This window comes from Streptomyces sp. NPDC004542, from assembly GCF_040610035.1.
GTDB lineage: Bacteria > Actinomycetota > Actinomycetes > Streptomycetales > Streptomycetaceae > Streptomyces.
Map to the genome: position 1 here is coordinate 1 of NZ_JBEXLP010000093.1, position 21,028 is coordinate 21,028.

Sequence of the window (21,028 nt, forward strand, 5' to 3'; positions counted from 1 at the left end):
GGCCTCGTGCCGCTCGGCCAGTTCCACGTCCCCGGCGTCGAGACCAACATCACAGAGGGCCGGGGCGACGGCCGGGTCGTCGGGCCGCGGGCGGGGCTCGCGCGTCCGCTGCCGCTGCGGTTCTCCTGCGAGCTGTTCGGGTGGCCGAGGGGACGCGGGAGGACGGCGGGTGACTGGACACGAACCTCGTGGAAACCGCCGACCGGGGTCCGGAGCGCGCGGCGTTCACGCAGCGGCGGATCCGTACCGTGCCGGGCGGGCTGATCGCGCTGTTCGAGCGCTTTTAGGGCCTGCGACCGGGCGACGGGGACGGCGGGCTGCGGCAGGTGCCGATCGTCCATCGAGTCCGGCGGGCAGGAGGTGCCGGTCATCCCGCGGGGATGGGGCCCGGGGCCCGACCGGTCCCCCGTTCCGGTCGCGCCCCCGGGACTGCCGAAGGTACGTGTGAGCTGGGCCGTTGGGTACCGCGCCGATGCCCGACGGGGCACGCGGAGGGCTCACTCGTGCACAGGTGCGTCCGAAGGGCCCCGATTCGCCCGGCCCAGCGCGGGGGCGGCCAGGTCCCCGGCGGCCAGATGGGCGAGGACGACCTCGTAGAGGTCGGTGCCGCCGGCCAGGAGACGGTGCTCGAGGACGGGCTCGGCGCCGCGGACGTGCTCGCGCACGGTCTGCGCGTGCACACCGAGGGCCTGGGCCGCGCGTTCGGCGTTGCCGCCTGCGGCGATCCAGGCGCGCAGGGTGCCGCGCAGGTCCCGGCCGTCCTGGTCCAGGCGGCCGAGGAGGTCGTGTGCCCAGGTGCGCAGCGCGGGGCCGGTGAGCAGGGCGTCGACCCGCACGGCGGGCGCCCCGGGGGCCGCCCCGTCGACGGGCGCGTGCGCGTCGCCGGCCTGGGTGTTCAGCGCGAGGTGGGCGAGGGCACGGACGGTGAGGTCGGAGAAGTCGGTGCCCAGCAGGGACTCGACGCGGTCCATGCGGGCCCGCACGGTGTTGCGGCTGACGCCGAGCACCTTGGCCGCGTTCACGGCCGTGAACTGCAGGCCCAGCCGGGTGGTGGCGAGCAGTTCGGCCCGGGTGTGGTGGGGCAGGGTGTCGAGGGGGCGCAGCACGTCGGCGGACCAGGCCTGCAGCGCCGCCGGGGCCATCAGCCGCTCGGGGTGGGTGCGTTCGGCGTAGACCGCCGTGTGGTCGGGGCTGAAGCGGGCCACGGCGAGGGCACTGATCGCCTGGCCGTAGGCGCTGGCCGTCTGCGCGAGGCTCTGCCGGAGGCTGCCGCCGAGGTAGGCGGCCGGGCGTTCGCGGACGAGGGTGCGCAGCCCGTCCTGGGCGGTGGGCTCGGGGCTGAGGACGATGACGTGCCCGTCCATCGCCGGGCAGCGGACGACGAGGGCCTGACCGTCGGTCAGGTCCAGGCACTCCTCGGCGAGCCGGTCCCGTTCCTCGGGGGAGCTTTCGACGACGTACACGAGGGCGGTGTCGGTGTCGAGCAGACCCGGCCAGAGTCCGGCGGCGACGCGGCGGGCGGCGACGGTGTCCTCCACCATCAGCAGTTGCATGATGGCCAGCCGCAGGTCGGCGGTCGCCCGCCGCAGCCGCTGCCCCGCGGCCGTCAACGCCCGCTCCCTGAGCAGCAGTTCGACGACTCCGGCGGTGTGGGTGACGATCTCGGCGGCGTCCCGGTCGAAGGGGTCCCTGCGGGCCACGGCCAGGACGCCCGTCGACACGTCGCGCGGCTGGGGCCGCCCGGGGTGGCGGACCGCGACCAGACGGAGGTGCCGGCCGGCGTCCTGCACCGCGGCGGCGGAGATCCGGCCGGTGACGACGTCCGCGACGAGCGTGTCGTCGAGGGTGATCGGCTCGCCGGCGAGCAGGGTGCCGTCCCCGCCCCGCAGACAGACGGCCGCGTCCACGGTGCGGGCGAGCCAGGCGACGAGCCGGCGGGGATCACGGGCCGTGGGACGCAGTTGGTCGAGGAGTTCTTCGGCCCATGTGCCGCGGTACGGCACCGGGGTCCGCGGTCCCCCGTCCGCTCGGCCAGCCACCTCGGACCTCTCCCCTCGTCGCTCGCCTCGACTTCGGCATCCGGAGGGGAAACGTACCTCACGCGCGGGCCGGGACCCGCGGAGCTCCGTTCCGCTCCGGCGGCGTCGGAAAGCGTCTCCGCCGGCGGACACGGAGGGGTGAGGCCGCCGGCGGAGACGCGCTGCCCGGGGCCGGGGGAAGTCCGCCGGGCGCTCCGTTGCCCGGATGCCCCGCGAGGCGCCGCCTACACCTGCGGGTCCCTGCCCGGTTCGCGCGGTCTTCCGGTTCGGTGCCGGTCACCGCCGGGTGCGGGCCGTTCGTCATGCGGCGGGCGGCCGGACCACCGGCGCGCACGCGGCCGGAGAGCCGCGCGCCGACGCTGGTGCGCGGACAGCGGCCGGGCCCTGGGCCGGAGCCGTTCGCGGGGCACGTGCGCGGCGCCGGCCCAGGGTCGGCATAAGCTCGGCGGATGGCGAAGTACTTCGACGTGCACCCCGAGAACCCGCAACCGCGCAGCATCGCCCAGGTCGCCGACGCGGTCCGGTCGGGGGCGCTGATCGCATACCCCACCGACTCCTGCTACGCGCTGGGCTGCCAGCTGGGCAGCCGGGACGGCATCGACCGGATCCGGTCCATCCGCCGTCTGGACGACCGCCACCACTTCACGCTGATGTGCCGGGACTTCGCGCAGCTCGGCCAGTTCGTGCGGGTGGACAACGACGTGTTCCGGGCGGTGAAGGCGTCGACCCCCGGCAGTTACACCTTCATCCTCCCGGCGACCAGGGAGGTGCCGCGCAAGCTGCTGCACCCCAAGAAGAAGACCGTCGGCGTGCGCATCCCCGACCATGTGGTCACCCAGGCGCTGCTGGCCGAGCTCGGCGAGCCGCTGCTGTCCAGCACGCTGCTCCTGCCCGACGAGGAGGAGCCGATGACCCAGGGCTGGGAGATCAAGGACCGCCTCGACCACGTGGTGGACGCGGTGATCGACTCCGGTGACTGCGGCACCGAGCCGACCACGGTCGTCGACTTCTCCGGCGGGGAGGCGGAGATCGTCCGGCGGGGAGCGGGCGACACGTCGCGCTTCGAGTGATCCCGGGTCCGGGCAGGGGCCCGCACGGGTGCGGGGATCTTGCGTGGCAGCATGGCCGTGCACGCCGTGCCGGGGAGGCTGGCCGTCCCCGGTGACCACTGCGCAGGGAGGCACTCTCACCATGACCGCCGTACAGGGCACCGCCGTGGACGTACCGACCGGGGACGGCACCGCCGACGCCTACCTCTCCCGTCCCGGCGACGGCCGTCCGCACCCGGCCGTCCTGCTCTACATGGATGCCTTCGGGCTGCGCCCGCACCTGAGGTCCATGGCCGACCGGCTCGCCGGGGCCGGTTACACGGTCCTGGTGCCCCATGTGTTCTACCGCCACGGGCGCGCCCCGGTCGTGGACCTGCCGGAGTACATCGACCCCGCGGCACGCCCGCAGATCTGGGAGCGGATCGGCCCGCTGATCATGTCGGTGACGCCCGATCTCGCCGAGCGGGACGCGGACGCCTATCTGCGCTGGCTGGCCGGCAGCCCCCTGGCCGCGGACGGGCCGGTCGCCGTCACCGGCTACTGCATGGGCGCCCGGCTGGCCCTGTTCACCGCGGGGGCGCACCCCGACCGGGTGGCCGCCGTGGCCGGGTTCCACGGCGGACAGCTCGTCACCGACGGTCCCGACAGCCCTCACCTGGCGGCCCGACACATCACCGGCGAGGTGTACTTCGGCCACGCCGACCAGGACCCGTCGCTGCCCGAGGAGCAGATCAAGGCGTTCGAGGAGGCGCTCACCGCGGCGGGGGTCCGGCACCGCTGCGAGGTCTACCCGGGTGCCCGGCACGGGTACACGCAGGCCGACACGGCGGCGTACGACCGGGGGGCCGACGAGCGGCACTGGGCCGCGCTGCTCGGTCTGCTGGACCGCACCTTCTGAATCCGTCCGCGCTGCCCGGGGGACGGGCGCCGGATCCGCCGGACCGGCACGCGCGTGTCCCGCACGCGGACGGCTTCCGCATGCGGGACACGGGGTCGGCAGGGGTCAGCCGGTCGTCAGGGCGGTGTCGTCCACGACGAAGCTGGTCTGGAGCGAGGAGTCCTCGGCCCCGGTGAACTTCAGGGTGACCGTCGAGCCCGCGAAGGAGGACAGGTCGAAGCTCTTCTGGGTGTATCCGGAGGCCTTGTCGAGGTTCGAGTACGTGGCCAGGGTGGTCGATCCGGCGGTGACCGTCAGCTTGTCGTAGGCCGTGCTGCTGGAGGTCTCCGCGGAGTCGATGTGCAGGTAGAAGGTGAGCGTCGCCTTGCAGCCGCTCGGGATGGTCACCGACTGGGACAGCGTGTCGGTGTGGGTCGAGGCGTAGCCGTCGAGCCAGGCGTAGTAGGAGCCGCCGTGGGCCGCCTGGCTGCTGCTGTTGGTGATGACCCCGCTGGACGCGGTCCAGGTCGTGTTGCCCGACTCGAAGCCCTGGTTGCCGAGGAGCTGGGTTGAGGTGCAGCCGCCACCGCCGCCGCTGGAGCTGACCGTCCAGGTGAAGGAGGCCGTGCCGGTCGCGCCGGTGGAGTCGGTCACGGTGACGGTGGTGCTGTAGGTGCCCGCCGCGCTGGGTGTCCCGGAGACGACGCCGGTCGAGCTGTTGATCGACAGGCCGGTGGGCAGTCCGGTCGCGGCGTACGTCAGGGAGCCGCTGTTGGTGCTGCTCGCCGAGATCTGCAGGCTCACCGCGGTGCCGACCGTGGCGGACTGGCTGCCCGGGTTGGTCACCGTGACGCCGCTGCTGGGCGGGGTGATGTGGCTGCCGACGTTGATGCCGGCGAAGGCGTTGCCCACTCCGGCGTACTGGGTGGAGTTGGTGCCGTACAGCGCGGCGGCCGCGTTCAGGGCGGCGGTGCGGGCGCCCGCGTAGTTGGTGCTCGACGTCATGTACGTCGTCAGCGCCTTGTACCAGATCTGCAGGGCCGCGGCCCGGCCGATGCCGGTGACGGCGACGCCGTCCGAGGTGGGGCTGTTGTAGGTGACGCCGTTGATGGTCTTGCTGCCGCTGCCCTCGGACAGCAGGTAGAACATGTGGTTCGCGGGGCCCGAGGAGTAGTGCACGTCCAGGTTGCCGACGCCCGAGTACCAGCTGTCCGCGGACCCGCCGTCCTTGCTCGGCTTGTCCATGTAGCGCAGCGGCGAGCCGTCGCCGTTGATGTCGATCTTCTCGCCGACGAGGTAGTCACCGACGTCGGAGGAGTTGTTCGCGTAGAACTCGACGCCCGCCGTGCCGAAGATGTCGGAGGTCGCCTCGTTCAGGCCGCCGGACTCCCCGGTGTAGTTCAGGCCCGCGGTGTTGGAGGTGACGCCGTGGCTCATCTCGTGGCCGGCCACGTCCAGCGAGGTCAGGGCGTGGGTGTTGCCGGAACCGTCGCCGTAGGTCATGCAGAAGCAGCTGTCGTCCCAGAAGGCGTTCACGTAGCCGCTGCTGTAGTGGACGCGGGAGTAGGCCGCGACGCCGTTGTTCTTGATGCCGCTGCGGCCGAAGGTGTTCTTGTAGAAGTCCCAGGTCTCCTGGGCGCCGTAGGCCGCGTCCGCGCCGGCGGTCTGGGTGTTGGAGCCGGATCCGGTGCCCCAGATGTCGTCGGAGTCGGTCATCAGGGTGCCGGTGCCGGACGTGCCGTTGTTGAGGCTGTACGTCTTGTGGCCGCCGCGCGTGGTGTCGTACAGCTGGTACGTCGAACCGGACAGCGTGGTGCTCAGCGAGACCGAGCCGCTGTACTGGGTGTTGCCGGTGCCGGTCTCGATCGCCTCGTAGCGCTGGAGCTCCTCGCCGGTGGTGGCATCGGTGATGACGTGCAGCCGGCTGGGCGTGCCGTCGTCCTGCAAGCCGCTGATCACCGTCTCCCAGGCGAGCCTGGGGGTGCCGGCGCCGGCCCAGATCACCTTGCGGGCGCTGCCGGCGGTGGGCTTGTGGGCGTGCAGGGCCTTGGCGGTCTTCAGCGCCTTCGCCCGGGCGGCCGACTTGGTGAAGGCCGCCGCGGTGGAGGCGACCTTGATCGTGCGCTTGTTGTTGAAGGTGGTGCTCACCGTGCCCGCGGCCAGGGAGGCCGGCGGGGTGTGCACGACGAGGTCGCCGCCGAGGACCGGGAGGCCGTCGTAGGTGCGCTCGTAACGGGTGTGCACGGTGCCGTCGTTGTCCTTGACGACATCCTTGACGATCAGCTTCTCCTTGGCGCCGAGGCCGAGGGTGCGGGCGGTCGCGGAGGTCTTCCGGCCGGCGGACTCGACCAGCGCGCTGTGCTGCGCCGGGGTCAGCGCGGCCTCGAGCCCGCCGGTGCGCAGGGGACTGGGATGGGGGGTGGCGGGCTTGGCGGCGGCCGGCACCGACTGGAGGCCGACGGCCAGGAAGGCCACGGTGGAGACCAGGGCGGTTCCGACTGCGGCCCGGGTGTGGGGATGGCGTCTCACTCGTACTCCTCCTGCTGCGGCCGCCGGGTCGCGGCCGGTGAACAGACCGGACAGACGGGTGTGCTGCCCGGGAAGAGCTGAGCTGTGCGGGACCGTGATACGTGGAGAGGGAGGGGAGGTTCTGCGTGCTGACGGAGGATGACACTCTTGACTGGCACATGTCATCAGCGCCCGGGCTAATCAAGGGTTTTCCCTACCCGGGAGTCAGCACCGCCCGGCCATGACCCGCCAACGAGCCCGGGGCGAGGCGTTGTTACGGTTCACCGCGTGTCTGACTCCTCGCGCGATACCGCGGAAGGCGCCGGCTGGGGCGCCGCCGAAGCCGGCGACTACCGGCGGCTGATGCCGGACCATGTCCACAAGCTCTCATGGCTCGACCCGAGAATGCTGTGGGCCGCGCGCAACGGCGTACTGGCGTCCCTGTTCGGCGACCCGACGGGCCGTACCCGCGGCCGTTGGGTGGCGCAGCGGGCCGCCGCGGGGGCCCGGGCCGACAAGGTGATCCGGCGCGAGGACGGCGACCGGTTCTCCTTCATGGTCATCGGTGACACCGGGGAGGGCGACGCCTCCCAGTACGCCGTCGTGCCGGGCTTCCTGAAGACGGGTCAGGACACGGCCTTCGCCGTCATCGCCAGCGACGTGATCTACCCGGTCGGCAGCGCCGACGACTACGGCACCAAGTTCTTCCGCCCCTACCAGGACTACCGGGCTCCGGTCTACGCGATACCCGGCAACCACGACTGGTACGAGGACCTCGGCGCCTTCATGCGCGTCTTCTGCGACGACACCCCGCCCCTCGGGCCCGGGCCGGCGCCCCGCCCCCTCAGCCGTGCCTGGTGGCGCTCCCTGCTGTGGCACAGGCCCCGCCCGGCGGACGAGCGACGTCTGGCCGCCGCACGGACGCTGCGGTCGGCACCGGAGCAGCGAGCGGTCCAGCCGGGGCCGTACTGGGCGATCGACGCGGGGCCGGTGCGGATCGTGGGCATCGACACCGGGCTGCTGGGCACCGTCGACGCCGAACAGGGAGCGTGGCTGCGCGAGGTGTCGCGGGGGCCGCGTCCCAAGATCCTCGTCACCGGCTCGCCCCTGTACGTGGACGGCGAGCACCACCCCTGCGCCATCGAGGGCGGCGGCTCCGTCGACGACATCGTCCGCGACCCCGCCCACCACTACGTGGCGGCGATCGGCGGCGACATCCACAACTACCAGCGGTACCCGGTCGACGTGGACGGCCGCACCGTCCAGTACGTGGTCTCGGGCGGTGGCGGCGCCTTCATGCACGCCACGCACACCATTCCCCGGATCTCCGTCGCGGGCGTCACCGAGCGGGACTTCCGCTGCTATCCGCTGCGCGGTGACTCCCTGGCCTTCTACAGCAGGCTGTACGGCCGTCGCCTGCGGCTGCGCCGCTTCTTCACCCTCACCGAGGCCGAGGCGACCGCCGTCGTCGCCGAGCGCCTGGGCATCGCGCCCACCCGTTCCCCGGGCACACCGGTGCGCCTCACCCGCCGCGTGCGGCTGGTCGCGAGCCTGCTGGGCGCCGGACGCCGCCCCGAGCGGAAGTCCCGGTTCCGGCTGCCGGTGCGGAAGATCTACACCCAGCTGTTCTCACCGGGCTCGGCCACCTACAGCCCGCCGTTCTTCAAGTCGTTCCTGCGGCTGGACGTCACCCCGGAGGCGATCCGGCTGCGCTGCTTCGCCGCGACCGGCAACCGGGCCCAGGAAGTCGCGCCGCCGGTCGAGGACGAGGTCCTCATCCCGCTGATCTGATCACACGCCCGCAACACTCGCCTGCGACAATCGGCTCGGAACCGACGTACGAGCCGGAGGAAGCCCATGCCGTCCGCCGCACGCCCGCTGCGCAAGCTGGGCTTCCTCACGATCGGCCTGTTCGACGCGGCCGACCCGCGCCGGGGCCACGAGTCCACGCTGGAGATCATCGAGCTGGGCGAACGGCTGGGCTTCGACAGCGCCTGGGTGCGCCACCGCCACCTGCAGTACGGCATCTCCTCCCCCGTCGCGGTCCTGGCGGCGGCCTCGCAGCGCACCCGCCGCATCGAGCTCGGCACCGCGGTCACCCCGCTGGGCTGGGAGAACCCGCTGCGCCTCGCGGAGGACCTGGCGACCGTCGACATCCTCTCCGGCGGCCGCCTCAACCCGGGGGTCAGCGTGGGTCCGCCCATGCACTACGACCAGGTGAAGGAGGCCCTGTACCCGGACACGGCCGACGCCGAGGACTTCGGTCACGAGCGGGTGCGGCGGCTGCTGGACCTCGTGCGGGGCAAGCCGGCCACCGACTTCAGCGGAGCAGAGGGCTTCGAGGTGTTCTCGGACGTGGTGCAGCCGCACTCCCCCGGGCTCGGCCGCCGCATGTGGTACGGCGGCGGGAGCCTCGGCTCGGCCCGCTGGGCGGGTGAGCACGGCATGAACTTCCTGACCAGCAGCGTGGTGAAGGCGGAGGATCCGGACGGTCCCGCGGACTTCGCGGAGATCCAGCTGTCCCACATCCGTGAGTTCCGCGCCCACCACCCCGACGGCGAGGCGGCCCGCGTCTCCCAGGGCCTCGTCGTCATCCCCACCGACTCCGCCACGCCCGGGCAGCGCGCCAAGTACGCGGAGTACGCCGCCGGGCGCCTGCCCCGGACCGCCGCCCCGCAGGGCCCGGCGCGGCTGCTGTTCGCGCCGGATCTGGTCGGCACCTCGGCGGAGATCGCCGAACGGCTGCACGCGCACGCCGCGTTCCGGGAGGTGGACGAGGTCGCGTTCGCGCTGCCGTTCACCTTCGGGCACGAGGACTATGCACAGATCCTCACCGACATGGCCGAGCGGCTCGGCCCGGCGCTGGGCCGGCGGCCCGCCGTCTGACTCACCAGCGGCCCGCCTCGGTGCCGGTGACCGGCTCGGACGGTGTGCCGTCCACGCCCACCGGCACGTCGCCCGCCAGCATCACCCGGTGCATGATCCGCGGGAAGCCGAGCCGGGCGTTGTCAGCGGGGGCCAGGTGGATGGTGGCCCGGTTGTCCCAGAAGGCGACGCTGCCGGCCTCCCAGCGGAACCGGACGGTGTACTCGGGCCGGACCGCCTGTTCCAGGAGCATCTGGAGCAGGGCGGCGCTCTCCGGCCGGGAGACGTCCGTGATCTGCTCGAGGTAGTAGCCGTTGACGAACAGCACCCGCTCCCCCGTCTCCGGGTGGACGCGGACCAGCGGGTGCACGGAGGCCACCTGATGGTCGAGGAGGTGCCGGACGTACGCGTCGTCGCCGGGGCGCGGCTGGTAGCCGACGCCGAGCCGGTGCTCGGCCCGCAGCCCGTCGACGAAGGCCCGCACGGGCGCGGACAGTCCCGCGTAGGCGGCGGCCAGGTTCGACCAGGTGGTGTCGCCGCCGTACGGCGGGACGGTCTCGGCGCGCAGGACGGTCGCGGCGGGCGGGTCGATCCGGGCTCCGTGGTCGCAGTGCCAGCCGCGCAGCAGGGTGTGCCGGCGCCGCTGGAGCCACTCGTCGTGGTCCATGCCGAAGCGCCCGCCCAGCTCCAGCCGGTCGGCGGTGGTCTCCACCTCCGGGAAGGCGGACGGCGAGGCGCTCCCGCGCCGCCCGAGGACCACCGGCTCCCCGAACCGGCGGGCGAAGGCGACATGGCCGGCGTGGTCCAGCCGCTGTCCGCGGAAGAACACCACCTTCCAGCGCAGCACGGCCTGCCTGATCAGGGCGACCACGCCGTCGTCGAGCTCACCGGCCAGGTCGACGCCGGTGACCTCGGCGCCGATGTGCCCGGCGACCGGCCTGACCTCGACCCCCGCCACCCGAGCCGTCTCCGTCCGGTCCGCCGTGCCCCTGTCCGCCGTCATGCGCGCTCCGATGGTCGTCCCCGATGCCGTCCCGGGGGCCCCGGTCGATCGACACCCGTCCCGTCCGTGACGCTGGAGGAACGGCACAGCCGACGGGAGGCCCCACCGTGACCAGTATTCCGGCACACACCCTCGACGACGGCACGGCGTTGCCCGGGATCGGCCTGGGCACCTGGCCGATGGACGACCCGCAGGCCGAGCGGGCCGTGCGCGACGCCCTCCGGGCGGGTCACCGACTCGTCGACACCGCGGCGAACTACCGCAACGAGGCGGGGGTCGGCCGGGGCATCGCGGACAGTGGCGTCCCCGGGAAGGAGATCGTCGTGACGACGAGGCTGCCCGGCCGCCACCACGGCTGCGAGGAGACCCTCGCCTCCTTCGATGGGCGTTCACGCCTCCACCGTACGGGGCGGCCCCGGCCGGGTGACTGTCCCTGTCACTCCCGCAGGCCGGGGGGGTCGTTGGGGGCGCACGCGCCGGGGTACCCGGGTCCCGGAGCCCTCGGGACGGCGTACGGTCGGCAGAAGGGAGTCGCGGCATGGGTACGGACGACCGGCTGCGGGAGTACCGCGGCAAGCGGGACGTCGAGCGCACCCGCGAGCCGTCGGGGAGGACGGCGTCCTCGGCGGCGAAGCCCCGGTTCGTCGTACAGATCCACGACGCGCGCCGGATGCACTTCGACTTCCGGTTGCAGGTCGGCGAGGTGCTGAGGTCCTGGTCGATTCCCCGGGGACCGTCCACCGACCCGCACGACAAGCGGCTCGCGGTGCCCACGGAGGATCATCCGCTGGAGTACGAGGACTTCGAGGGCGTGATCCCTCAGGGCGAGTACGGCGGCGGCACGGTGATCGTCTGGGACCACGGGACGTACGAGCCGCTCAGCCACGACCGCCGGGGGCGGCCCGTCGACTTCGCAAAGTCGCTGGAGCGGGGGCACGCCACCTTCCGGCTGCACGGCACCAAGCTGCACGGCGAGTACGCCCTGACCCGGTTCCGCTCCGGCGACGCCGAGGACCAGGACTGGCTGCTGGTGAAGAAGGGGCCGGCACGTGGCGCGGGGCACGGCACCCCGGATCCCCGCCGGGCCCGCTCCGTGCGCACCGGACGCACGCTCGCCCAGGTCGCGGCGGACGACGGCGGGGCGTGACCCGCGTCGTGCCGCGCACCCGACGCTCGCGGCGCTCGGCGACCGACGTCCGGATCACCTGGTTCCGCCCCCAACAGCCCTGCCGTGCCTCTATGTTCACGACGGTATCCGCTCGCGTTCCCGGAGGCTCCCGCATGCGCACCGTACTCCGCACCGCCGTCACCGGCGCGGTGACCGCCGCCGCCCTTCTGGTCTGCGGCCCCGCCGGGGCCACCACGGCGGGGCCCGGGGTGACCGCCCGGACCATCAGCCAGACCACCGTGGACGGCACCGACTACACCCTGCGGGAGATAACGGTCCCGCCCGGCCAGAGCACCGGCTGGCACTACCACGACGGCCCGCTGTACGGGTTCGTCGAGCAGGGCACCCTCAGCCACTTCGACTCCGGCTGCGCCTCGGACGGCGTGTACCGGACGGGCAGCGCCCTGCGGGAACCGCCCGGCCCGGACCACGTGCACATCGGCCGCAACCTGGGGGACACGACGCTCGTGCTCGACGTGCTCTACGTGCTGCCGCACGGCGCCCCCTTCTCCGAGGACGCGGCGAACCCGGGCTGCCCGTTCCAGTGACCGGTCCGTCTCGGTGACCGGTCCGCCTCGGTGATCAGTCCGTCTCCGCCGGCCGGTCCGTTCCCGGCGCCCGGGCCGGCAGCGGCTGTTCGGCCCAGATCGTCTTCCCGCCGGTCGTCTGGCGACTGCCCCAGCGCTGGGTGAGCTGGGCGACCAGCAGCAGCCCGCGGCCGCCCTCGTCGTAGGCGTGCGCGCGGCGCAGGTGCGGTGAGGTGGAACTGCCGTCGGACACCTCGCAGATGAGGGCGCGGTCGCGGATCAGCCGCAGCTGGATGGGCGGTACGCCGTAGCGGATCGCGTTGGTGACCAGTTCGCTGACGACGAGTTCGGTGATGAAGGCCGCCTCGTCCAGTTCCCAGGCGGCCAGCTGCGCGGTGGCCGCCTGGCGGGTGGCGGCCACCTCGGCGGGGTCCGGCCGGACGCTCCAGGTGGCGACCCGGTCGGCGCCGAGCGCACGGGTGCGGGCCAGGAGCAGGGCCACGTCGTCGCCGGGCTGCTCGGGCAGGACGGCCTTGAGCACGTTGTCGCCGAGCGCCTCGAGCGAGTCGGCGGGGACGGTCAGCGCGCGGCACAGCTCCTCGGTCGCCCGGTCGACGTCACGGTCGCGGCCCTCGACGAGGCCGTCGGTGTACAGGGCGAGGACCGAGCCCTCGGGCAGCTGGAGTTCCCTCGCCTCGAAGGGCAGCCCTCCGACGCCGAGCGGCGGTCCGGCGGTCATCCGGACGAGCTCGACGGCGGAGCCGGGCAGGACGAGAGCCGGGGGAGGATGGCCGGCGGCGGCCAGGGTGAGCCGGCGCGAGACGGGGTCGTAGACGGCGTACAGGCAGGTGGCACCCAGCTCGGCGCTCTCCTCGCCGCTGCCGTCGGCGGCCAGGTGGGTGACCAGGTCGTCCAGGTGGGTGAGCAGCTCGTCCGGTGGCAGGTCCACGTCCGCCAGCGTCCGTACAGCGGTGCGCAGGCGGCCCATGGTCGCGGACGACCGGATACCGTGCCCGACCACGTCACCGACGACCAGGCCCACCCGGCTGCCGGAGAGGGGGATCACGTCGAACCAGTCGCCGCCGATGCCGGCCAGCGACCCGCTCGGCAGATAACGGTGGGCCACGTCGACCGCCGCCTGCCCGGGCAGTCCGCTGGGCAGGAGACTGTGCTGCAGGGCGAGCGCCGTGGTGCGTTCACGGGCGAAGCGGCGGGCGTTGTCGATGCAGACGGCGGCCCGGCTGGCGAGTTCCTCGGCGAACACCGCGTCGTCGGGGCCGTAGTCCTCGGGGTGGCCCATCCGTACGCCCACCGCCACGCCGAGGGTGGTGCCCCGGGCCCGCAGCGGCATGGCGATCATGGAGTGGACGCCCCGCCGGTACCGGCGGCCGGCGGGAGCCCGGGAGTTCCGCTCCTCGACCCAGCGGAGGAAGCCCGGCTCACCGGCCTGGCCGAGCACGGGCCGCCCTTCGTGCAGTGCCCGCGCGGGCGGGGTGGACTCCGTGTACACGTCCGCCTCGCCCAGCCGCAGGACGGCCTCCGGGGTGCCGTCGCTGACGGAGCCGTGGGCGACCCGGCGCAGCACCACGTCGCCCGCCGGGATCATCGGCGGCTCGTCGGCGCCGAGTACCCAGTCGAGCAGGTCGACGCTGGCGAAGTCGGCGTACAGCGGTACGAGGAGCTCCACCAGCTCCTCGGCGGTGCGCACGACGTCCAGGGTGGTGCCGATCGCGGTCGCGGCCTCGTTCAGCAGGGCCAGCCGCCGCCGCGCCCAGTGCTGCTCGGTGTTGTCCAGGGACGCCAGGGCGACCCCGGTCAGCCGGCCCGAGGGGTCACGCACGGGCCACATCTCGATGCTCCGGGCCTGCTCCCGGTTCAGGGCGGGGGCGCCGGCGAAGGTCTCGTAGCGGACCGGCCGGCCCGTCTCGGCGACCTGGCGCAGATGGCGCAGGAGGCCACGGTTGTGCTCGGCGTCCTCCACGGTGTCGGGGAAGTACCGGCCGAGCAGCGCTTCCTCGGACACGCCCATCACCTGGCAGGCCATGCCGTTCATGCGGAGGTAGTGCTGCCGGCTGTCGAAGACCGACATCGGCATCGACGCCTGCTGGAAGGCCCGGCCCGCGAGGGTGGGCTCGCCGCCCCCGGGCGGCCGGGCGGTGACGACGAACCCGGCCGGCCGGGCGTCGGGGCCGAGCACCGGGTACGCCGTCAGGGTGAGCTCGACGCGGTGGCCGTCGCGGTGGCGCAGCGCGACGGTGCCGGTGCGGGCGGCGACGGCGGCGGGCGGCGGGTCCTCGGCGAGGAGTGCGGCCGCCGGCCGGCCCACGACCTCCTCGGCCGAGTGGCCGGTGAGCAGCCGCGCGCCTTCGCTCCACCCGGTGACCACACCCAGGGTGTCAAGGGTCGCCGCAGCCGCGACATGCTCCATATGCCCCAGGATGATCCCTTCGCCCCACCGCATCAAGCGCACATGTGCCGTGCCTCACCCCCGGGACGCGCGCAGGGCGGCGAGGGCGCGGTCGGCGTGCGTGTTCATGCGCAGTTCGCTGCGCACGACCTCCAGGACCGTGCGGTCCTCGGCGATGACGAAGGTGACCCGTTTGGTGGGCGCCATGGAGAAACCGCGCCTGACGCCGAACCGCTCACGGACCGTGCCGTCCGCGTCGGACAGCAGGGGCATGCCGAGGGTGTGCCGTCCGGCGAACTCCTGCTGGCGTTCGACCGGGTCGCCGCTGACGCCCACGGCCCGCGCGCCGACCGCGGCGAACTCGGCGGCGAGGTCACGGAAGTGGCAGGCCTCGGCGGTGCAGCCCTTGGTCAGGGCGGCGGGGTAGAAGAACAGCACCACGGGCCCGTCGGCGAGCAGCTCCGACAGCCGTCGCGGCGTGCCCGTCTCGTCCGGCAGTTCGAAGTCGGCGGCCTTGTCGCCGACGTCGACGCGCTCGCTCATGCCCGGCCCTCCGCTCCGCGCGCGATCCCGCGGGCCCACAGCACCAGCGGCAGCTGGAGCGGCAGCCGGGCGAGGGCGGCGGTCCTGAGCGGCGCGGACCGGTGCCGCCAGTCGACGGCCATCCGCACGTTGGCGGGGAACACGCCGACGAAGAAGGCCGCGGCGGCCTTCGCGGCCGCGGGCCGCGTGCGCGGCAGTGCCAGGCCGGCGGCGAGCGCCAGCTCCACGGCCCCGCTGGCGTACGTCCACGCCCGGGGCGAGCCCGGCAGGGCCCGCGGGATCGTCGCGTCGAACGGGCGTGGTGCGGCGAAGTGGGCGAGGCCCGCGGCGGCCAGCAGACCGGCGAGCAGCAGGGGCGAGCGTTCGGACCGTGGCACGGTTCCTCCTCGTGATGGCCTGGACCCGGATATTACTCCCCGGTAGACACAGGGGAGGACACCGCTCCGGGTCCGACGGGCCGAGCCCGCGGCAGGCTCCGAGGAGCCGCGTTCCCGGGGGCGTCCCCGGTGTCCCGCGGGAAGCGGGGACGGCACGGTGACGATCCGTCGCAAAAACGCCGGCTGTCGTGACCACGCCTCGTGGTCACGAGAACGGCAGCCGGAGGTTTCCATGATCCGACGCACCCTGCGGAGCGGCCCGCCGGCCACGGTCGCGGTGCTCGCGTTCCCGCCCACGGCGGCCGGTGCCGCCCCGGCGGGCCGGGGGTGAACGCGCGGTGCCGCGCCCCGGTCGTGAGCACGGCGCCGGGGCGCGTACGGCGGGGTCAGCCGGTGGTGAGCAGTTCCTGCCGGGTACCGGTGGGCGCGGGCGGCCGGGCCCGGCGTCGTCGCCTTCGCCCTCGCCTCCTTCCTGCCCCGGCACCGCTTTCGAGGACGCGGAATCCGCCCCGGTGGCCGCCACGTCCCCGGCCGCGGCGGCCGAGGCGGGCTGGGGGAACGGCACGGGCCCGGCCGGCGCCACCGCACGGCACCGGCCGTTCAGGGGAACCGGCCGGGAAAGGCGCGTGAGCCGGCCGGGCGCGGTCGACACCTTCAGCCGTGACCGCCGTGACGCTGCCGCTGATCCCGCCGATGCTCGCCACGCCCGGCCCGCTGCCGCCCGCCGCGCAGGACGCCCGGTGGGCCTACGAGACCAAACAGGACGGCCAGCGCGTGGTGGTCTACCTGCCCGGCGACGGCAGTCTGCTGCTGCGCAACCGCTCCGGCGAGGACATCACCGCCGCCTACCCCGAACTCCGGCCGCTCGGCCCCGCTCTCGGCGGCACCTCCGCCGTCCTGGACGGCGAGGTCCTCGCCCTCGACCCGCACGGGCGCGCCGACTTCCAGTTGCTGCAGAGCCGCATGGGCCTCGCCCACGCGCCGGCCCGGGCGGCCCGCCGGGCGGCACAGGTGCCGGTCCACCTGGTGCTGTTCGACGTGATGCATATGCGGGGAGACCCCTTGCTCGCCCTCCCCTACGTCCGGCGCCGGACGCGGCTGGAGGACCTCGGGCTGGCGGGTGCGTCCTGGTCGACGCCGGCCGCCGTCGTCGGGCACGGCGCCGAGGCGCTGCGGGCGACCCGGGAGCACGGGCTCGAGGGCCTGGTGTGCAAACGGCTGGACTCGGTGTACGAGCCCGGGGTGCGCTCCCGCGCCTGGATCAAGATCCGCAACATGCGCAGCGAGGACGTCGTCGTGGGCGGCTGGCTGCCCGGCAAGGGGCGGCTGACCGGGCTGCCCGGCGCGGTGCTGGTCGGCCAGCGCGCCGCCGGCCGGCTCCGGTACGTGGGCGGGGTGGGCACCGGCTGGAGCGAGGCCGAGCGGGCCGAACTGGCCATGCTGCTGCGGGCCGCCGAGACCGGCGTGTGCCCCTTCGACCCCGTGCCTCCGGTCTCCGGCGCGCACTGGGTGCTGCCCCGGCTGGTCGGCGAGGTCAGCTACAGCACCCGTACCCGGGCGGGCCTGCTGCGCCAGCCGTCCTGGCTGCGGCTGCGCCCGGACCTCACGCCGGAGGAGTCGGCGGCGGACCTGCCCGACGACACGCTCTGACAGCGGCCGACGCCACACCACTGTCACGCGCCGCTTCGGCAGCGCGGCTTCGGCAGGCGGGCGCACCCGCCCCCTTGGCAACGCAAGGGCGGGCGTGGATGCTGAACTGCCGTGCCCCCAGCCCCCGTTGGAGGAACCAGTGTCGTCCCGTACGTTCCGCGTCCAGCGCCGCAGATGGCTCGCCGGCCTGGCCGGTGCCGCCGCCCTCGTCGTCGCCTTCCCCACCGTGGCCTTCGCCGCCCCGCCCCAGGCGCTGCCCGTCAACGCCGAGGCCGCGGAACTGACGTTCCAGCCCGCCTTCGACTACGACACCGACGGCTGCTACCCGACCCCCGCCATCGGCCCGGACGGCACGGTCAACGGCGGTCTGAAGCCGACGGGCGCGCTCAACGGCAACTGTCGCGACGCCTCCGACCTGGACAACACCAACAGCTACTCGCGTTACAAGTGCAACAACGGCTGGTGCGCCTACATGTACGGCCTGTACTTCGAGAAGGACCAGGCGCTGCCGGGCAGCAGCATCGGCGGGCACCGCAACGACTGGGAGCACGTCGTGGTGTGGGTGCGCGACGGCCAGGCGCAGTACGTGTCGACCTCGAACCACGGCTCGTTCACCGTGCACGCGGTCTCCGAGGTCCGTTTCGAGGGCACGCACCCGAAGATCGTCTACCACAAGGACGGCATCGGCACCCATTGCTTCCGGCTGGCCAACGGCAACGACGAGCCGCCGGAGAACCACAAGCACACCTGGCAGTACCCGCCGTTGGTCGGCTGGAACGGCTACCCGCCGGGCCTGCGCGACACGTTGAGCGCGTACGACTTCGGCAGCGCCCACTTCGGCCTCAAGGACGACAGCTTCGCCTCGCACCTGGCCAAGGCCGAACCGTCCGGCATCGCCTTCGACCCGGCCGCCTGAGGTCCCGCGGAACCGCCCCCCCGGCCCTGGACGCGGACGGCCTGCTGTGCCTGACGGGCACTCACCACGCCGTTCCGCGACGGCGCGGCGCTGCAGCGAAGGAAAAGTTCCGCTACAGCCCAGCGGTCACGGGCCGTACGTCGGCCCCGGGGGGCCGGCCCACCCACTATCGTGTCCCCATGGCCGTCCCGGAACTCATCCGTATCGTCTCCCGCGACTCACCGATGGCACTCGCCCAGGTGGAGCGGGTCCGCGCCGAGCTGACCGCCCTTCATCCAGGGGTGCGCACCGAGGTCGTACCGGTGAAGACGACCGGGGACAAATGGCTCGGCGACCTGTCGAACGTCGAGGGCAAGGGGGCGTTCACCAAGGAGGTGGACGCCGCCCTGCTGGCCGGCGAGGCGGATCTCGCCGTGCACTGCGTCAAGGACGTGCCCGCCGACCGGCCGCTGCCCGCCGGGACGGTGTTCGCCGCGTTCCTCGCGCGCGACGACATCCGTGACGCGCTCGTCCACCCCGGCGGACTCACCCTCGACGAGCTTCCGCCGGGCACCCGCATCGGCACCTCCTCCGTGCGCCGGGTCGCCCAGCTGGCCGCAGGCCACCCGCACCTCCAGTGCGTGCCGTTCCGCGGCAACGACAACCGTCGGCTGGAGAAACTCGCGGCCGGTGAGGCCGACGCGCTGCTGCTGGCGGTCGCCGGGCTGGAGCGGATCGGGCGGCGGGACGTGATCAGCGAGGTGCTGTCGCCGGAGACGATGATGCCGCCGATCGGCGCGGGCATCCTCGCCCTGCAGTGCCGCGAGGGCGACGCCGAACTGATCGACGCGATCAGCGGACTGGGCGACCCGGACACCCACCGGGAGGCCACCGCGGAGCGCATGTTCCTGCATGTGCTCCAGGGGCACTGCAACAGCCCGATCGCCGGGTACGCGCGGGTCGACCACGGCGGCGAACTGTCCCTGCGGGCGTGCGTGTTCACCCCCGACGGCAAGACCCGGCTGAACGCCCATGAATGGGCGGGCCGCCTCGACCCGGCCACCCTCGGCACATCGGTCGCGGTGTCCCTGCTGCGGCAGGGCGCCCGGGAGATCATCGACGGTATCCCGCACTAGACGTGCCGGGACAGCACACCCAGGGCCCATGACGAAAGCCCCGCCCGCCCGACGCTCACCAGGCCGAAAGGGCCTAGAAGCGTCCTGAAGATCTTGAAATCGCGCCCGGCTTGCACCGGTTCACGGCGATTGACATTTACCGGCGATCCAGGGCGAGCCAGGCGGCCGGAGCAAGATCTTCATCGGGCTTCCAGTCTAGGCGGGGCCCGGTTCTCCCTGGTCCCGCAGGAAGGCGCTGACCTGGTGGGCGAGGCTGCCCGGCCCGGTGGCGGCACGGGCGCCGACCTGGCTCTCGTGCACGCCAATGCCACCCGCCCACAGCCGGCGCTCGGTCCACTCCTCGTCGACCCGCAGCTGGATCTGGACGTCCACCTGGGCCAGGGCGGCCTCGGGACCGGCCGCGTACAGCACGGCGGTGGCGCGGCGCAGCGGGTAGACGTCGAAGCCCTCGACGAACTGCGAGTTGCGCCAGTCGATGAAGGCGCCCTCCCCGTCGGGGCCGACCCGGACGTCGATCTGGCCGTCCTCGAGGTGCACGAGGAAGTGCTGGGCGCCCCGGTTCTCGACGGTCACCCGGAGACGGAAGTACGTCAGCCCGGCGGCGGCGTCGTCCCGTCCGCGCGGTGGCTCGGCCGCCTCCAGACGGTGGACGCGGACCCGCAGACCGGCATGCTCCTCGTACTCCTGCCAGTCCCCGACCACGTTCGGCTCGTACACAATGCCCCTCTCGACCTCCGAGGCCTGCTTCCTATCTGTGTGCTCCGTGCACTGTCAAATGAGCAGAATGCGCTGTGGCCAGGGGATTCGCCCGCTTTGATCGACGATCAAGCCGTGCGCAGGGGGAATCCCGCCACCGGGCCCGCCGACCGGGTGAGGGTGCGTGCCGCACATCACGTCCACGGCGAGATCAGCGGGCCAGCCGGCCGAGCAGCGAGGAGGCGGCGGTGATGCCGAGCGCGGCGGCCCCCGCGAGGACGCCGAAGTCGGCGGCGAGATGCGCGGGCGTGCCGAGCAGGAGGCCGCGCAGGGCGTCGACCTGGTAGCTGAGCGGGTTGACCTTGCTGACCGCCTGGAGCCAGCCCGGCATCACGGAGACCGGGTACAGGGCGTTGGAACCGAAGAACAGCGGCATCGTGATCGCCTGCCCGAAGCCCATCAGCCGGTCGCGGCCGAGCACGAGGCCCGCGATGGTCATCGACAGGCAGGAGAAGAAGGAAGCAGGCAGGAGAAGAAGGCGGAGGCGAGGACGACGGCCGCCGCGACGCCGGGCAGTTTCAGCGGGTTCCAGGTCAGGGCCGTGCGGTCCCTGGCGGCGTCGTGGCCGAAGACCTGGACCATGCCGGGCGGGACCGGCAGGAGGGTGGTGATGCAACGGATGGCGGTGGTCTTGCCGGCGGCGTTGGGGCCGAGCAGCCCGAAGACCTCGCCCTCGCGCACCGCCGGGTCGAGCCCGTCGGCCGCGTTGGCGTCCCCGAAGGCGTAGGCGAGCCGGGCGCAGGTGACGGCGTCGGCGGTGGTGTCCCGCGTCATGGTTCCCCGGCCTCCTCGTGCAGGGTGACGGCCAGCTTGCGCAGGGCCGGTAGCGCGGCGCGCAGAGCTTCCCGGTCGGCTTCGCCCAGCCGGTCCAGGTGCCGGCCGACCAGGGCCGCCCGTCGGCGCTGCCAGTCGCCCAGCCGGTCGCGGGCCGCCCCGGTCAGTCGCAGTCGGGCGGCGCGCCGGTCGGCCGGATCGGTGTCCCGGAGCAGGTATCCGTCCCGGACCAGCTGGTTGACCAGGGTCGACACCGAATTGCCGGCCAGATGCAGCTCCTTGGCCGCTTCCGAGACGCCGATGCCCGGGCGGGCCTCGACCAGGCGCAGCAGTTCCACTTCGGCGCCGCGCAGCCGCGGCACGGTGAGTCCGCCGCGCAACCGGCGGCGGATGAGCCGCTCCACCCCGACCAGGGTGTCGGCCAGTTCCTCCGGAAAGGTCTCCGGTTCCACAC

18 protein-coding genes and 2 pseudogenes are annotated in these 21,028 nt (G+C 73.5%); 10 read left to right on the forward strand and 10 right to left on the reverse strand.

Annotated features, from left to right (window positions below):
• On the reverse strand, nucleotides 1-371 hold a 371-nt coding region (locus ABZX30_RS32060; protein WP_355939998.1), incomplete at its 3' end, for a hypothetical protein.
• 126 nt (nucleotides 372-497) lie between these two features.
• Nucleotides 498-2,039 carry a helix-turn-helix domain-containing protein gene (locus ABZX30_RS32065; RefSeq protein WP_355940001.1) on the reverse strand — a complete coding sequence of 514 codons (1,542 nt, stop codon included), beginning with the start codon at nucleotides 2,037-2,039 and terminating at the stop codon, nucleotides 498-500.
• Between the two features lie 449 nt (nucleotides 2,040-2,488).
• Here ABZX30_RS32065 and ABZX30_RS32070 point away from each other — a divergent pair, with 449 nt between their 5' ends.
• On the forward strand, nucleotides 2,489-3,109 hold the full coding sequence (locus ABZX30_RS32070; protein WP_355940004.1) for an L-threonylcarbamoyladenylate synthase: 621 nt from the start codon (nucleotides 2,489-2,491) through the stop codon (nucleotides 3,107-3,109).
• Between the two features lie 121 nt (nucleotides 3,110-3,230).
• Nucleotides 3,231-3,986 carry a dienelactone hydrolase family protein gene (locus ABZX30_RS32075; protein WP_355940007.1) on the forward strand — a complete coding sequence of 252 codons (756 nt, stop codon included), beginning with the start codon at nucleotides 3,231-3,233 and terminating at the stop codon, nucleotides 3,984-3,986.
• Between the two features lie 105 nt (nucleotides 3,987-4,091).
• Here ABZX30_RS32075 and ABZX30_RS32080 read toward each other — a convergent pair whose 3' ends face one another.
• On the reverse strand, nucleotides 4,092-6,494 hold the full coding sequence (locus ABZX30_RS32080; protein ID WP_355940010.1) for a M4 family metallopeptidase: 2,403 nt from the start codon (nucleotides 6,492-6,494) through the stop codon (nucleotides 4,092-4,094).
• Between the two features lie 267 nt (nucleotides 6,495-6,761).
• On the opposite strand from ABZX30_RS32080, the gene ABZX30_RS32085 reads away from it, so the two are divergent.
• Both ABZX30_RS32085 and ABZX30_RS32090 read left to right on the forward strand, forming a co-directional pair.
• Nucleotides 6,762-8,264 (forward strand): metallophosphoesterase, encoded by a 1,503-nt coding sequence (locus ABZX30_RS32085; protein WP_355940013.1) that lies wholly within the window; start codon nucleotides 6,762-6,764, stop codon nucleotides 8,262-8,264.
• A gap of 66 nt (nucleotides 8,265-8,330) precedes the next feature.
• A complete protein-coding gene (locus tag ABZX30_RS32090) occupies nucleotides 8,331-9,359 on the forward strand; it encodes an LLM class flavin-dependent oxidoreductase (protein WP_355940016.1) in 1,029 nt (342 codons plus the stop codon).
• A 1-nt stretch (nucleotide 9,360) separates the two neighbouring features.
• Here ABZX30_RS32090 and ABZX30_RS32095 read toward each other — a convergent pair whose 3' ends face one another.
• Entirely contained in the window at nucleotides 9,361-10,341 is a 981-nt protein-coding gene (locus ABZX30_RS32095; protein WP_355940019.1) for a TauD/TfdA family dioxygenase, read from the reverse strand.
• Between the two features lie 107 nt (nucleotides 10,342-10,448).
• Here ABZX30_RS32095 and ABZX30_RS32100 point away from each other — a divergent pair.
• The 3 genes and pseudogenes from ABZX30_RS32100 to ABZX30_RS32110 form a co-directional block, all read left to right on the forward strand.
• A pseudogene (locus ABZX30_RS32100) lies at nucleotides 10,449-10,739 on the forward strand (aldo/keto reductase); the annotation flags it as partial.
• A 140-nt stretch (nucleotides 10,740-10,879) separates the two neighbouring features.
• Nucleotides 10,880-11,488, forward strand: a complete 609-nt coding sequence (locus ABZX30_RS32105; protein WP_355940021.1) for a DNA polymerase ligase N-terminal domain-containing protein — start codon at nucleotides 10,880-10,882, stop codon at nucleotides 11,486-11,488.
• Between the two features lie 134 nt (nucleotides 11,489-11,622).
• Nucleotides 11,623-12,057, forward strand: a complete 435-nt coding sequence (locus ABZX30_RS32110) for a cupin domain-containing protein (protein ID WP_355940024.1) — start codon at nucleotides 11,623-11,625, stop codon at nucleotides 12,055-12,057.
• 34 nt (nucleotides 12,058-12,091) lie between these two features.
• Here the strand turns inward: ABZX30_RS32110 and ABZX30_RS32115 are convergent, their stop codons facing one another.
• From ABZX30_RS32115 to ABZX30_RS32125, 3 genes are read right to left on the reverse strand one after another with little or no spacing between them, the layout of a single operon-like run.
• The gene (locus ABZX30_RS32115; RefSeq protein WP_355940027.1) at nucleotides 12,092-14,464 is read right to left on the reverse strand and encodes a SpoIIE family protein phosphatase; all 2,373 of its coding nucleotides are present in this window, start codon (nucleotides 14,462-14,464) and stop codon (nucleotides 12,092-12,094) included.
• A 54-nt stretch (nucleotides 14,465-14,518) separates the two neighbouring features.
• The gene (locus ABZX30_RS32120; RefSeq protein WP_355940030.1) at nucleotides 14,519-14,986 is read right to left on the reverse strand and encodes a peroxiredoxin; all 468 of its coding nucleotides are present in this window, start codon (nucleotides 14,984-14,986) and stop codon (nucleotides 14,519-14,521) included.
• Nucleotides 14,983-15,363, reverse strand: coding sequence for a DoxX family protein (locus tag ABZX30_RS32125; RefSeq protein WP_355940032.1), 381 nt, complete (start codon nucleotides 15,361-15,363; stop codon nucleotides 14,983-14,985). The genes ABZX30_RS32120 and ABZX30_RS32125 overlap by 4 nt, the downstream gene beginning before the upstream one ends.
• Nucleotides 15,364-16,032: 669 nt before the next feature.
• Between ABZX30_RS32125 and ABZX30_RS32130 the strand changes: the two genes are divergently transcribed.
• The 3 genes from ABZX30_RS32130 to hemC all read left to right on the forward strand — a co-directional run bounded on the left by ABZX30_RS32130 (nucleotide 16,033) and on the right by hemC (nucleotide 19,044).
• The gene (locus tag ABZX30_RS32130; protein WP_355940064.1) at nucleotides 16,033-17,013 is read left to right on the forward strand and encodes an ATP-dependent DNA ligase; all 981 of its coding nucleotides are present in this window, start codon (nucleotides 16,033-16,035) and stop codon (nucleotides 17,011-17,013) included.
• 139 nt (nucleotides 17,014-17,152) lie between these two features.
• Nucleotides 17,153-17,929 (forward strand): NPP1 family protein, encoded by a 777-nt coding sequence (locus ABZX30_RS32135; RefSeq protein ID WP_355940035.1) that lies wholly within the window; start codon nucleotides 17,153-17,155, stop codon nucleotides 17,927-17,929.
• A gap of 179 nt (nucleotides 17,930-18,108) precedes the next feature.
• Nucleotides 18,109-19,044, forward strand: coding sequence for a hydroxymethylbilane synthase (gene hemC / locus ABZX30_RS32140; protein WP_355940038.1), 936 nt, complete (start codon nucleotides 18,109-18,111; stop codon nucleotides 19,042-19,044).
• A gap of 195 nt (nucleotides 19,045-19,239) precedes the next feature.
• On the opposite strand, the gene ABZX30_RS32145 is transcribed toward hemC, so the two are convergent.
• The 3 genes and pseudogenes from ABZX30_RS32145 to ABZX30_RS32155 all read right to left on the reverse strand — a co-directional run bounded on the left by ABZX30_RS32145 (nucleotide 19,240) and on the right by ABZX30_RS32155 (nucleotide 21,026).
• Nucleotides 19,240-19,761, reverse strand: coding sequence for a hypothetical protein (locus tag ABZX30_RS32145; RefSeq protein WP_355940041.1), 522 nt, complete (start codon nucleotides 19,759-19,761; stop codon nucleotides 19,240-19,242).
• 190 nt (nucleotides 19,762-19,951) lie between these two features.
• A pseudogene (locus tag ABZX30_RS32150) lies at nucleotides 19,952-20,574 on the reverse strand (ABC transporter permease).
• Nucleotides 20,571-21,026 (reverse strand): MarR family transcriptional regulator, encoded by a 456-nt coding sequence (locus ABZX30_RS32155; protein WP_355940067.1) that lies wholly within the window; start codon nucleotides 21,024-21,026, stop codon nucleotides 20,571-20,573. The pseudogene ABZX30_RS32150 and the gene ABZX30_RS32155 overlap by 4 nt, the downstream one beginning before the upstream one ends.
• Nucleotides 21,027-21,028 lie beyond the last annotated feature (2 nt).